The following is a 12,349-nucleotide window of genomic DNA, read 5'->3' as shown; positions in this document are numbered from 1 at the left end:
CCCTACATCCGCCCGAACCGTGCGCGAATCACGGCGAAGATTCCGTAACAGATCAGTCCCACAGCAATCGCAACCAGTACCGCGTCGCCAAACGGGTGGTCCTGCAGCGCCTTGAGACTGCCGTCCAGACCGGTTGACTGGGACGGCCGGTTGGTGAGGGCGGCAACCGCAAATAGAAGGCCCACCAGAATCAGGGCGGCCCCTTTGGCCACGTGACCCACCACCCCTAGCGCATCGATGACTGCGCCGCGGCGCGAGTTCTCGAAGTGCTGCAACTCCGGCCTGAATGATCGCCGCAAACCCTTCACCACGAAGTAGCAACCGATTCCGAGCACGGTTCCGCCCACCACAAGAACCACAGAAATGCCCAGCGGGTGGGCCATCATCGACCTCGTGAAGTCCCTGGTGAACTCGCTCGAATCCGGTTCGTTCCCGATAGCGAACCGCGCCATCGTGAGGGCCATGCTGCCGTAGATGACAACCAGAGACCCGGACGAGATGGCCTTGGCCAGGCGTTTTCCCACGGGTAAACGGCGGGCGCGAAGGGTAGATTCGCTGAATTGCCACAGGGCGAGACCCGCGCAGCCAATTGCAAATGCCCACATGGTCCATGGGCCAGCGATGCCGGTTGCCAGCTGCTCCAGCGCGCCGGTCGGTTCGGCTTGCCCGGTCCCACCGAAAGCGATTTGCAGTGCGACGACGCCGATCAGGATGTGCACCACCGCCAGGACTGCGAACCCGAAACGGGCGACGACGTCCAGCGCCACGGTGTCGGAGAGCTCCTCCGCTGCGTCGGCCAGGGTCTCGGGCCTGCTGGTCTCCTCGGTGGACATCAACGCTCCTCGTTTTCGGCCGGTGATTCCACCCTACTGGCCCCAGGATAGTGGCGGGGCCGCAGCAAAGTGGTTGCCCCACCACTCGTTTGCGTCCCCGCCACTTTTCCGGCGCCCCACCTCATACTCCTTCGACAGCGAACGGAGCCTTCTCGGCCTCGGACTTCGACTGCCACCAGGCATCACCCTGCGCGTACGTCCCCTTCCCCCAGCGGTCCTCCACCTCGTCAATGTCAAGGGCAATCGCCAGGCTTCTCTACGGCGTTCGCCGCCCACCGATAAACCGCGGTGCTACCGTCAGGGCCTGCGACGGCGGTAGCGCGCCTCGAGCGGCCGGCACAGGGCGTGCCGTTTCGTAGATGGGATGTTCACGGCGTCTCTCATCTGCGTCTCATGCAGCATCCCTAAGCTGGCAACGACGCAACGGGCGTCGATCATCAGGGGGGGGAAGCTATGAGCAGTTCCTTGGACAAGGCGGATCCACTCGACGTCGAGGATCCGTCCATCAATGCGACGCCAGCCGATGACTGGACGCGTATCCGGCTGATCAAGTCGGCCCTGGTCCTCGCCATCCCCGTCACTATCCTGAGCTTTCTGAGCGGTGCCCTGTGGCTGGCCATCCATTTCTCAACGCCCGAGAACTTTGAGCGAATCCACTTCTGGTTCTACTTTTTCGATGTCGGCCGGGAAATCAACGTGCCCACCTGGTTCAGCGCCGGGCTATGGATCCTCACCGGAGTGGTCGCCGGCTACTTCGCCCGCAAAGCACCACGATTCCGGAAATCGTGGTGGCTGTTTGCCAGCGTGCGTCTTCTTCTCCCTCGACGAAACCCTCGAACTCCACGAGCGTCTCGATCTGATCGGCGGCCGGATTGCCCTGCTGCTGCCGTTCGAGGTCGGCTTCACCTGGATCATTCCCGGCATCGCGATCGCCGCGGTGCTGGTCCTTCTCCTGCTCAGGCTAGTGCTCTCGCTTCCCCCCTCGGTCCGCAACGGGATCATTCTGGCGGGCGCGACCTTCGTCGCAGGCGCTGTCGTCGTCGAGACCATCGGGGGCTATTGGATCAACAACAACGGCATGACCTGGCACTTCTTCGCCCTGGTCCTGATCGAGGAGACCCTCGAGATGGCCGGCATAGCACTCTGCCTGGCGTCCCTCCTGCACCTGCTGGAATTCAAGCGGCACGACGGCGGCACCGCCTACCGCATGGCGGAACGGGTCCCGGAGCAGTCGGGCCGCCCGCGCATCTTCAGGTAATCCGCCACCCGATCGTCTAACCGGGGTTGCTCAGGTAGTCCAGCTGAGCCGCCACCGACGCCTCAGCGGCACGGCGGACCGAGGAGTCGACGTCGGCGTAGACCAGGTCGGCAATATCCTGCACAGTAGCACCGGCCCCGACGCGGGCGAGCGCCGCGCGAATCTGGTCCAGCCGCTCATCCCGGTGCTGCCGGTAGGCCAGCGAAACGGCCGCCAGATCCGGCAGCACCGGCCCGTGGGCGGGCAGCACAACAGCCCGGCCCAGCGCGTTCAGCTTCGCCAACGAGTCGAGATACGGGCCAAGGCGTCCGTCGGGGTAGTCGATGATCGTGGTGCCGCGGCCCAGGATCGTGTCGCCGGTGAGGACGGACCCGGTATCGCCGTCGTCGGGCAGGTGAAAACAGACCGAATCCGAAGTGTGCCCCGGGGTGGCGAGAACCCTGATGCGAACACCCGCCGCCGTGATCTCTTCACCGTCGACCAAAGGATCTCCCCCGTGGCAGTGTGCGGGGTCCATTGCCCGCACCGAAGCACCGGTCAGCTGGTGAAAGCGCTCACCGGCCTCGGTGTGGTCGCGGTGGCGGTGCGTAATGAGGACCAGCTCAACGGGCCCGGCGCTGGCGAGACCGGCCAGGTGCTCCTCGTCCAGGGGGCCGGGGTCGACGATGACCACCGGCCGGCGACCCCTTCCCCCGGCCGGTGCCGCGAGAACGTAGGAGTTGGTGCCCTCCAGGCTCATGGGGCCCGGGTTGGGCGCGAGCCGGTACCGGGCCAGGGCGCTGCTGGTGATCAGGCCGGAGTCAGTGGGGCTTGGCATGCGTCTACCTTAGCGACCTGCTCCCCTCCGCTGCCGCCCCGGTCCGATAGAGTGCGCTGCATGAGGACATCCCCCAGCCCAGACCCGGCGGTTCCCCGGCTGGCCGTCAGTGTCCTGATGCTGCGCGGCGACCAGATCTTCATTCAGAACCGCTCGCACAGCATGGACTTCGCTGCGGGAGCCGTGGTGTTTCCAGGCGGTCGGGTGGACGACGTCGACCATCAGGCGGCGCGCACCCACCCGGCCCCCAAGGCTCTGCTCGCGGCCCACGCGCGCTGCTGGGGGGAGACCAGCGTTGCGGCCGGTGGCTGGAACGACCCGTCGGAGGCATCAGGGGTGTTATTGGCCGCAGCGGTCAGGGAGGTGCAGGAGGAAACGGGGGCGGTGTTGACCCCTGCGGACCTGACACCGTGGGCCAACTGGATCACCCCCACCAGCTTCAGCAAGCGTTTCGACACGTTCTTCTATCTGACCGTGCTCGCGCCCACGCACGATCCGCAACATCGCACCACGGAGGCCGATTCGTCCCACTGGGCCCCGGTGAAGGACATTCTCACCCGGGCTGCCGACGGCCGGGTCGAGTTGATGCGACCCACCGAGGAGCTCCTGGTCGAGCTGGCCTCGTTGCCGGGAAGCCTAACGGTGGCCCTCGACGCGGTACTGCGGGTACCGCGCCGGATCTCCCCGGTGGGTAGCCTGTAGCGGCCCATCCCGCCACCCTGGGTCACGTCGTCTGTTCGTGCTGCAATTCCCGTTCACAGGTTCGACTCTTTAGGGCCGGGAGGCAGTAGTGTCTGGATCAGGGTCGCTGCTGCCGCGGCGCGTCGATGGGGGAACTGTGAACTGGATCCGTACTCAGAAGGTGTTTGCGGGCGGGCTGGGTGCAGCCGTCGTCGGGCTTGCTCTGTTGATCACCGCGGCCGTGACACGACCGCCAGTCGAGTTTGGTTGGTTCGCCTATGCGCCGCTGTCGGACGCGGTGCTGCTCCCGGGGCCGACCGCGGGCGAGATTTTCGGCCTGGGCCTTGCTGGCTTGGGCCTGGTCCTGATCGCCGGGGCCTTCGGCTTCTTCCGCGGCAGGCGCGCGCCATGAGTTCCTCCACCATCCGGCCGGCCGCCGGCTGGCTTCTCGTTGTGGCGGCGGTACTGATCCTCGGCGGGGTGTCCTTGTTGTTCGGCGTCACCCCGATCGTGCTGCAACTCCCGGGTCCCGAGGCAGAAGCGAGCACTGCCTATTCTTCAGACCTCGTCATTGCGCTCGACGGCGAGTTCTCCTTCTCCGATGGTCTCGCCATCGGCGGCGGGGTCCTGCTGGTGGGCGGCCTCCTGGTGAGTGCAACGGCTCTTGGCCTACGGCTGGGCAAGGAGTCAGCCAATGACCAATGAGGTGAAGCGGTCCAGGATCAGCGGACCAACAGTCATCCTGCTGGTGGGCCTTGGCCTCCTGATGGTGGGAGTGCTGATCGCCGTCGGGTCGGATCTCGTCGCGGCCGGGGTCGGCTCACCTCCGGGCGTCGTTCACACCCCCTTCAGCGCCGGAGCCTTCACCCGGCCGCTGGGCACCGCCTTGCTGGTCATGGGAACCGCCGTCGGCGCGGGGGTGCTGGGCTATCTAATGGGTGCACGACGCCGCTGAGGGCCCCGCTAGCTGAACTAGACGTTAGGCACGGATCTGTTCCGTCCCGAAGAACGTGCCCGAGGTCAGCGCACGCCAACTGTCTAACCCCGGCATTCCGCCCCGGTGGGTCGCCGTTTCCGACAGGTGCGGCGTCCCGCCATGGGACGGGTCCCGCGGTCGCTGGGGTACCGCGGGGCCTTAGCAGGTGGTGCGGACGGGAATATTCAGATCGAATTCACAGGAAACGGGAGTATTGTCCAGAGGTACCCGTTCTGATTGCGGCGCAAGCTGATCAAGGGAGAGAGACCATGACCCGTACGTGGCGAAACTGGATGCCAGCCGTGGCGATCACCGGTGTACTTGGAGCCGGGGCTCTCGTGGTCCCCTTGACCGCCAACGCTGCGGTGGATCTCCCCGATCTGAGCGCCGCCGAGGTATTGGAGCTCGCGGCCAGCCACTCGGTCGACGCGCTCTCCGGCACCGTTGAACAGACCTCCGACCTTGGGCTCCCCGACCTGTCCCTGCTCGGCGGAGCGGCCGGCGGCGCAGCCATCAGCCCAGCCCCCGGGGCGGAAACAGGGTCCGACGGCCCCGCCGCGGGGACGCCCGAAAGCACTGCCCTGGAGATGCTTACCGCGCCCCACACGGCCAGGATCTACCTCGACGGACCGTCGCAGGCCCGCGTGCAGGTGCTCGACGACATGGCCGAACGCAACATCATCCTCAACGGCGCCGATCTGTGGTTCTACGACTCGGAAGAAAATTCGGCGGTCCACTCAACTGTTCCGGACCACGACCAGGGAGCCGAACAGCTCTCTGACGTCCCGACGCCGGATCGGCTCGCCGCCCTCTTCCTGGAGAAGGCCGATCCGTCCACCGAGGTAGCAGTCGGATCGGACCGGATGGTCGCCGGACGTGCCGCCTACCAGCTGGTTCTTACCCCTCGGGCCGCAGACACCCTGATGGAGTCGATCACCATCGATGTCGACGCCGAGACGGGGCTCCCGCTCGCGGTCAGCGTCGCCGCCGCCGGCGCATCCACCCCGGCGTTCAGCATTGCCTACACGAACATCTCCTTCGAAGCGCCCCCAGCCGGGACCTTCGACTTCACCCCGCCGGACGGCGCCACGGTGACCGAGGCGCCGGATGAGGCCCAGCACCGCACAGCCGACAAACAGGCCAAGGACACTCCGGGACCCACTGATCCTGCCGAACCCACCGATGCTGCTGAACCCAGCGCGACTGGCACCGGGTGGGCGACCGTCACCGAGTTCCCCGCCGGGAACTCCGCCACCGCTGATCCGGCCGTGGCCGGCATGATCGATCAGCTGGGCACCCCGGTCGACGGCGGCCACCTCCTCCAGACCCGCCTGTTCAACGTCCTCCTGACCGATGACGGGCGGGTTCTGGTCGGATCGGTGCCCGCCGACCGTCTCCAGGCAGTTGCCGACGGCGAGTGAGCAAGGAAACGTTCCTGGAGGGGCCGGTCGTCCAGACCAGTGGCCTCACCAAACGATTTGGTGGGCAGACTGTCCTGGGCGGCATTGACCTGTCAGTGCCAAAGGGGTCGGTCTTCGGCTTCCTCGGCCCCAACGGGTCCGGCAAGACCACAACGATCCGCATTCTGTTGGGACTTGCCTCGGCAACATCCGGGGACGTCGAGGTGCTGGGCCGCAGCATCCCCCGGTTCCTCCCCGAGGTGCTCCCCCGGGTGGGAGCACTGGTCGAGGGTCCGGGCTTCTACCCGTTCCTGTCGGGCCGCGCCAACCTGCACCGCCTCGACGCCGCGGACCGCTTGGTCGACCCGTCGACCCGGCGCGCCCGCACCAGCCGGGCGCTCGAACGGGTGGGCCTGTCCCAGGCAGCTGACAAAAAGGTGGGGGCCTACTCTCTCGGGATGAAGCAACGGCTGGGGATCGCCAATGCACTGCTGACCCATCGGGACCTCATTGTGCTCGACGAACCCACCAACGGGCTCGACCCGCAGGGAACGCGTGAGGTGCGTCATCTGGTCCACTCGCTGATAGCCGAAGGCACCACGGTCTTCGTCTCCAGCCATCTGCTGGCCGAAGTGGAACAGATCTGCTCCCACGTGGCAGTCCTCCGGGCGGGCCAGCTCGTCGCCCAGGGGGCGCTCAGCGACTTGCGCGCCGCCGGGGAAACCCGGATCGAGGTGCTGACCCCTGACCCGGCGGACTGCCGGCGGGTACTGACCGGCCTGGGACTCAAGCCAATGGAGTCGACGCCCACCCGTCACACACCGCATCTGGGGTCAGCCGTGACAGCGCCGCTGGCCGACCACGTGCCACCCGAAACCATCGTCGCCGCCCTCGTTGCGGGCAACGTGCGGGTGACCGGATTTGCCGTTGACCAAGTGGGACTAGAGGAGCTTTTCGTGTCCCTTACCGGGGAAGGGTTTGACGTTGTCCAGTAACGAGCCAGCGCAGCGGGCCAGCCAACGCCCCGCCTCGGGGATGGTGTTCATGGCCTCCGAGCTGGCAATCCTGTTCCGGCGTCGGCGCACCTGGGCCCTGCTCCTGGCCCTCGCCGCGATCCCCGTCCTGATTGCCGTGGCCGTCCGGCTGACGTCGGGTCCACCCACCGGCCGAGGGCCCGCATTCCTTGATCAGATCACCCAGAACGGTCTGTTCGTGGCCGTCGCAGCCATTACTGTGGCGATTCCGCTGTTCCTGCCCCTGACGGTGGGCGTGGTGGCGGGTGACACCATTGCCGGCGAAGCGAGCACCGGGACGCTGCGCTACCTGCTGGTCGCCCCGGTGGGCCGTGGGCGGCTTCTCGCCGTCAAGCTCGCAGGAGCGGTGGTCTTCTGTCTGGCCGCGACGCTCGCCGTCGTCCTGGCTGGCACGCTGATCGGCGCTGCCCTTTTCCCGGTGGGACCAGTGACCCTGCTGTCCGGCGACACCGTGAGCATCGGCGAGTCCCTGCTGCGGTCGGGGCTGATTTGTGCGTATGTCACCCTGTCACTGACCGGCCTGTGCGCCATTGGCCTGTTCATCTCGACCCTCACCGACGTGCCGGTCGGCGCAATGGCAGCCACCGTGGTGGTCTCCGTGGTCTCCCAGGTGGTGGGCCAGCTTCCCCAGCTGGAAGTGCTCCATCCCTGGCTCCTGAGTCACTACTGGTTCGGCTTTGCCGACCTGCTCCGGCAGCCGATCGAGTGGTCGTCTTTCGCGGCGAACGCCCTCCTCCAGTCCGGCTATGTCCTGGTGTTCGGCGCACTCGCCTACGGCAGGTTCACCTCGCGGGATGTCCTCGCTTGAGGGCTGCCGGGAACCCTCGGCCTCCGGCAGCCGCCGCGACGTCGAGCAGTTGCGCGGCGGTCACCTCGACCTCGGGGCGCTGCCGGGCAGAACAAAGGCGCTGCCGCCGTCGCGGAAGTACTTGATGATGCTGAACAGGTAGTCCCAGCGGCCGGCATTCAGGCCCGACGCGTGGTCCTTCAGCTCGAACAGGATCTCCTCCATTTCGAACGCCGCAGGGATGGTCTCGATCAGAACCGTCGCACGGACCGACCCCTGGAGTACCCCGACATAGTCCTGGGCAAAGACGAACACGTCATTCCACAGCCGCGGGGACACGCGACGACAACGGCAAGTGGCACATCGGTGCGCAGGGCGTACTCCTTGCCCTCAGGGGAGGTGTAGCTGAGCTGACCGCGGGCGGCGTCGAACAGGTTCAGCTGGGCGTCGATGACGTTGTGCCAAGTGGGAGCACTTGCATCCCCAAGGTCGTCGAGCCAGACCTTGGCGCCCGAGTCCAGGGCGTTGATAGCCATCTTGGCAGGTGACGCCGGACCGGTCATTTCCACGCGGCGGTAGCCGCTGCTGCGACTGCGATACGGGAAGGTGCGATGCAAACTCTTTCACTACCCGATTTCATATTATGGATAAAATTATCTGACAGATGGAATCGCAAGCTCATTGGATTCCCAATTCCACTCAGTGGAAAGTAGGATAGTCAGAAAATGGTTTCCTATCGCAGACGAAGACTGCCAACGGAAGCTCAAGAGCTGGGAGTGTCACATGGCTGAGAAAGCGGCTGGCGGCGGAGTGCAGTCCGTCGAGCGGGTTTTCGAGCTGCTCGAACTCATCACTGACGCCGGCGGTGAAGTCTCCCTCAGCGAACTCTCCTCCTCCACAGATCTCCCACTGCCGACCATCCACCGCCTGCTGCGCACCCTGGTCGCCAAGGGCTATGCCCGGCAACTCCCCAACCGCCGCTACGCGCTCGGCCCCCGCCTGATTCGCCTCGGCGAGGGCGCGAACAAGCAGCTCGGCGCCCTGGCCCGTCCGCAGCTGAAGCACCTGGTGGATAGCCTCGGGGAAACCTCGAACATGGCCGTTCTCGACTCGGACATGGTGATCTACATCGCCCAGGTGCCCTCCCCCCACTCGATGCGCATGTTCACTGAGGTGGGCCGCCGTGCCCACACCCACGACACCGGCGTCGGGAAAGCCATCCTCGCGCAACTGAGCAACGACACCGTCCGCAGCATCGTTGCCCGTGCCGGCATGCCCACCCCCACCGACAAGAGCCTGAGTACCATCGAGGACCTGCTGGTCGAGTTGGACCTCATCCGCGAGCGCGGGTACTCGATTGATGAGCAGGAGCAGGAGCTGGGGGTCAGATGTTTCGCCATGGCGGTGCCCAACGCCCCGACACCGAGCGCCATCTCGGTTTCCGGTCCGGCGTCCCGCGTCGATGAGCGTTTCGCTGAAAAGGCTGTCCCCCTGCTCCGTGCGGCGGTCCGGTCCATCGCCGATGAGCTGAACGTCACCACCTGACCGCGTCCGGCCCGTCCCGGATTCACGGGATGTGCTGCGCGGAGTATCATCCTCGATGACCTCCCGGTCCGGTGGACCCCACTGGCTCCCGCATTAGCCGAACCCTGGCCTTCGTTGGGACCACCGGGATGTTCGAGGGCTGGATTTGAGCGCCTCCGCGAGACCGAGGCACACAGCCCGACGTCGCGAACGAGCAGTGTCACCCAGGATGTTTGTAAGGTGGAGTATGGATGCCGTCGACGCGCTCAACGAAATAGCCTTCTGGCTCGAACGCAAGGCAGCGCCTACCTTCAAGGTCAAAGCCTTCCGCAACGCCGCCGAGACACTCGAGGACCTCTCCGCCGCTGACCTCCTGGCCCGGGCCAGGGACGGTCGGCTCAAGAAGATGAAGGGGATCGGCGCCCGCACCTTCGAGGTAGTGTCCCAGGCAGTGGGGGGCGCCGTTCCCGATTACCTCGCCGAACTCCGAGAGCAATCAGCTGAGCCGTTGACTACGGGCGGCCAGTCCCTGCGGAAGCAGCTTCGCGGAGACCTGCACAGCCACAGCAACTGGTCGGACGGTGGCAGTCCCATCCACCTCATGGCTCAGGCTGCCCAGACGCTCGGCCACCAATACCTCGCCCTGACTGACCATTCACCGAACCTCACTATCGCCAATGGGCTCAGCGCCGAACGTCTGACTGAACAGCTCGGGCTGGTGGAGCGGCTCAATGACGACGCCGACGGGTTCCGGCTGCTCGCCGGGATCGAAGTCGACATCCTCGAGGACGGCACCCTCGACCAGACCCCCGACCTGCTGGGGCGGCTCGACGTCGTCGTCGCCAGTGTCCACTCGAAACTGCGCGCCGACCGCGCCACGATGACAAGGCGGATGCTCGGCGGCATCCGGCAGCCGCAGACCAACATCCTGGGCCACTGCACCGGCCGTCTGGTGCAGGGAGCACGCGGCACCCGCCCGCCGTCGGAGTTTGATGCGGCAGTGGTATTCGCCGCGTGCGCCGAGAACAATGTCGCAGTCGAGATCAACTCCCGACCGGAACGACAGGATCCGCCGGATGACCTGATCCAGCTGGCGTTGGACGCCGGCTGTCTCTTCAGCATCGACAGCGATGCGCATGCGCCCGGCCAGCTGGACTTCCTGCACTACGGAGCTGAACGGGCCGAAGCGAACGGCGTACCCGCCGACCGGATCATCACCACCTGGCCCGAGGAACGGCTGCTCGACTGGTTGACCAATGGTTAGGCGGCCGGCCGTCCTGCACACCGAACCCGCCACCCAGGAGAACCAGATGGACGCCACAGCGAGCACCCACCCCGGCAACGCCGTCGTGACGGGCGCCGGCTCGGGCATCGGGCGGGCGGTGGCGCGCCAGTTCCTGACGGCGGGGTTCGACGTCGTGCTTGCTGGCAGGCGGCGGGCCGCTCTTGAGGAGACGGCGGCCGGTCATCCCCGGGCCCACGTGGTGCCGACCGATGTGACCCGGCCCGACGACGTCGCACGCCTGTTTGAGTACGTCGCAACGGAACTCGGCGCCATGTCGGTCCTCTTCAATAACGCGGGGGTCTTTGGACCAGCCGGGGCGGTGGACGAGGTCAACCCCGAGGAGTGGGCGCATACCGTTGCCGTCAATATCACCGGAGCTTTTCTCTGCGCAGCGGCCGCCGTCCGGCTGATGAAGGCCCAGCACCCGCAGGGCGGACGCATCATCAACAATGGATCCATCTCCGCTCACACGCCCCGCCCGCTGTCGGTGGCCTACACCACCACCAAGCACGCGATCACCGGTCTCACCAAGTCAATTGAGCTGGACGGCCGACCGTTCGGCATCACCTGCGGGCAAATCGACATCGGGAACGCCCACACGCAGCTCATGGAAACAATCGGCGTCAGCGGTGGCGCCCTGCAGGCTGACGGTTCGCGCCGCCCGGAGCCCACCTTCCCAGTGGAAGAGGCGGCGCGTGCGGTGCTCCTGATGGCTCAGCTACCGGCGTCGGCGTCGGTGGGCTCGCTGTTGATCACCGCCAGCGGGATGCCTTTCGTCGGACGAGGCTGACAAAGGGCGGGGCTAGACGAAAGGCGAGGCTAGTGGGCGCAGAAAAGTAGCCGGGCAGCACGTTCGCTGTGGAACCACCACTTTCCTGCGGTTGGGGCAATACTTGGCAGACGGGGACCCGATCAGGAGTACCAGAACCAGTTGGGGGGATTCCAGAGTGCAGGAACCTCGTGCCCGTTGAACCTACCGCAGACCGAACAGGAATAGCTGACGCAGGCGGCATGAGATTCGTCCTCCCTGGCTGCCAGCCGGGCGGGAACGAAATCCTCGTAGATGAGGAACTCGCCGGTGTCACACGCAGTGCACCACGGCAACCCGGGGTCGCGTTCCCTGACAGCGCCAGCGGGCGCACGAGTTCGATCAGATTCGTAGGGATTAAATATTGCCATGGGAATCACTCCAGCCAGTGATATTTCAAGCGCTGCTAATCCTGCCTCTAATGAGGTGCCCCCACACTAGTCCCGCCACAACATTTGCGGAAGGGATAGGTGTTACGAGGGTGTAAAAGAATTCGGTTGAATGTTCCACTTTTGACAAACTTTGGCAGAATAGAGAAATGGTCATCCGTATTCCCCTCACCACCGAGGCCCTGCCGGCCGGCGAGGCGACGTCCTTACGGCGGGCTCTCGCCGAGAATGACGACGTCACGGTGTTTGTCGACGGGACAGCGGTGAAGCTGCCGCCGGGCGCCCGCGATGCTGTAGTTGACCTCCTCCTCCGGTTTGCCGCCGGCGACGCGGTCACCACCGCGTCAGCCGCGGAGACGCTCAGCACGTCGCAGGCAGCGGCCGCGGCGGGAATTTCTCCCACTTATTTAAGGAATCTCACCGATGCTGGAGTTATCCCGGTGGAATATCGAGGAACACACCGGCGGATTAAATCCCAGGACATTACTGACTGGCTGGCCACACAGAAAACGGAGAAGGGCGGCCGGGTAAAGGAAATAGTCCCCGAGTAAATGGGC

15 protein-coding genes and 1 pseudogene are annotated in these 12,349 nt (G+C 65.7%); 12 read left to right on the top strand and 4 right to left on the bottom strand.

Annotated features, from left to right (window positions below; genetic code table 11):
• Positions 1–2 precede the first annotated feature (2 nt).
• The gene (locus IWX62_RS02470) at positions 3–833 is read right to left on the bottom strand and encodes a DUF1206 domain-containing protein (RefSeq protein WP_196839752.1); all 831 of its coding nucleotides are present in this window, start codon (positions 831–833) and stop codon (positions 3–5) included.
• Between the two features lie 796 nt (positions 834–1,629).
• Here IWX62_RS02470 and IWX62_RS02465 point away from each other — a divergent pair.
• Positions 1,630–2,091, top strand: coding sequence for a hypothetical protein (locus IWX62_RS02465; RefSeq protein ID WP_196839751.1), 462 nt, complete (start codon positions 1,630–1,632; stop codon positions 2,089–2,091).
• Between the two features lie 16 nt (positions 2,092–2,107).
• Here IWX62_RS02465 and IWX62_RS02460 read toward each other — a convergent pair whose 3' ends face one another.
• Positions 2,108–2,908: an MBL fold metallo-hydrolase gene (locus IWX62_RS02460; RefSeq protein WP_196839750.1), complete on the bottom strand. Its 801-nt coding sequence runs from the start codon at positions 2,906–2,908 to the stop codon at positions 2,108–2,110.
• Positions 2,909–2,968: 60 nt separating this feature from the next.
• Between IWX62_RS02460 and IWX62_RS02455 the strand changes: the two genes are divergently transcribed.
• The 7 genes from IWX62_RS02455 to IWX62_RS02425 all read left to right on the top strand — a co-directional run bounded on the left by IWX62_RS02455 (position 2,969) and on the right by IWX62_RS02425 (position 7,807).
• Positions 2,969–3,610 (top strand): NUDIX hydrolase, encoded by a 642-nt coding sequence (locus IWX62_RS02455; RefSeq protein ID WP_196839749.1) that lies wholly within the window; start codon positions 2,969–2,971, stop codon positions 3,608–3,610.
• A gap of 88 nt (positions 3,611–3,698) precedes the next feature.
• The gene (locus tag IWX62_RS02450; protein WP_196839748.1) at positions 3,699–4,001 is read left to right on the top strand and encodes a hypothetical protein; all 303 of its coding nucleotides are present in this window, start codon (positions 3,699–3,701) and stop codon (positions 3,999–4,001) included.
• Positions 3,998–4,294, top strand: coding sequence for a hypothetical protein (locus IWX62_RS02445; protein ID WP_196839747.1), 297 nt, complete (start codon positions 3,998–4,000; stop codon positions 4,292–4,294). The genes IWX62_RS02450 and IWX62_RS02445 overlap by 4 nt, the downstream gene beginning before the upstream one ends.
• Positions 4,284–4,544, top strand: coding sequence for a hypothetical protein (locus tag IWX62_RS02440; protein WP_196839746.1), 261 nt, complete (start codon positions 4,284–4,286; stop codon positions 4,542–4,544). Before IWX62_RS02445 ends, IWX62_RS02440 begins: the two co-directional genes overlap by 11 nt.
• 290 nt (positions 4,545–4,834) lie before the next feature.
• The gene (locus IWX62_RS02435) at positions 4,835–5,986 is read left to right on the top strand and encodes a LolA family protein (protein WP_333483149.1); all 1,152 of its coding nucleotides are present in this window, start codon (positions 4,835–4,837) and stop codon (positions 5,984–5,986) included.
• The gene (locus tag IWX62_RS02430; RefSeq protein WP_196839745.1) at positions 5,983–6,960 is read left to right on the top strand and encodes an ABC transporter ATP-binding protein; all 978 of its coding nucleotides are present in this window, start codon (positions 5,983–5,985) and stop codon (positions 6,958–6,960) included. Before IWX62_RS02435 ends, IWX62_RS02430 begins: the two co-directional genes overlap by 4 nt.
• The gene (locus tag IWX62_RS02425; RefSeq protein WP_442859223.1) at positions 6,944–7,807 is read left to right on the top strand and encodes an ABC transporter permease; all 864 of its coding nucleotides are present in this window, start codon (positions 6,944–6,946) and stop codon (positions 7,805–7,807) included. Before IWX62_RS02430 ends, IWX62_RS02425 begins: the two co-directional genes overlap by 17 nt.
• Positions 7,808–7,882: 75 nt before the next feature.
• On the opposite strand, the pseudogene IWX62_RS02420 reads toward IWX62_RS02425, so the two are convergent.
• A pseudogene (locus IWX62_RS02420) lies at positions 7,883–8,361 on the bottom strand (malate synthase A); the annotation flags it as partial.
• A gap of 208 nt (positions 8,362–8,569) precedes the next feature.
• Here IWX62_RS02420 and IWX62_RS02415 point away from each other — a divergent pair.
• The 3 genes from IWX62_RS02415 to IWX62_RS02405 all read left to right on the top strand — a co-directional run bounded on the left by IWX62_RS02415 (position 8,570) and on the right by IWX62_RS02405 (position 11,385).
• On the top strand, positions 8,570–9,331 hold the full coding sequence (locus IWX62_RS02415) for an IclR family transcriptional regulator (protein ID WP_196839743.1): 762 nt from the start codon (positions 8,570–8,572) through the stop codon (positions 9,329–9,331).
• A 226-nt stretch (positions 9,332–9,557) separates the two neighbouring features.
• Positions 9,558–10,574 carry a PHP domain-containing protein gene (locus IWX62_RS02410; RefSeq protein ID WP_196839742.1) on the top strand — a complete coding sequence of 339 codons (1,017 nt, stop codon included), beginning with the start codon at positions 9,558–9,560 and terminating at the stop codon, positions 10,572–10,574.
• Between the two features lie 46 nt (positions 10,575–10,620).
• Positions 10,621–11,385 (top strand): SDR family oxidoreductase, encoded by a 765-nt coding sequence (locus IWX62_RS02405; RefSeq protein ID WP_196839858.1) that lies wholly within the window; start codon positions 10,621–10,623, stop codon positions 11,383–11,385.
• 122 nt (positions 11,386–11,507) lie between these two features.
• Here IWX62_RS02405 and IWX62_RS02400 read toward each other — a convergent pair whose 3' ends face one another.
• Positions 11,508–11,774: a hypothetical protein gene (locus IWX62_RS02400; protein ID WP_196839741.1), complete on the bottom strand. Its 267-nt coding sequence runs from the start codon at positions 11,772–11,774 to the stop codon at positions 11,508–11,510.
• A gap of 167 nt (positions 11,775–11,941) precedes the next feature.
• Between IWX62_RS02400 and IWX62_RS02395 the strand changes: the two genes are divergently transcribed.
• Entirely contained in the window at positions 11,942–12,343 is a 402-nt protein-coding gene (locus tag IWX62_RS02395; RefSeq protein ID WP_196839740.1) for a helix-turn-helix domain-containing protein, read from the top strand.
• Positions 12,344–12,349 lie beyond the last annotated feature (6 nt).

The sequence above is a fragment of the Arthrobacter sp. CAN_A1 genome, assembly GCF_015751665.1.
Lineage (GTDB): Bacteria > Actinomycetota > Actinomycetes > Actinomycetales > Micrococcaceae > Arthrobacter_D.
Note: the sequence above shows the minus strand (reverse complement) of the source record. Positions and strands in the feature narration are given on the sequence as shown.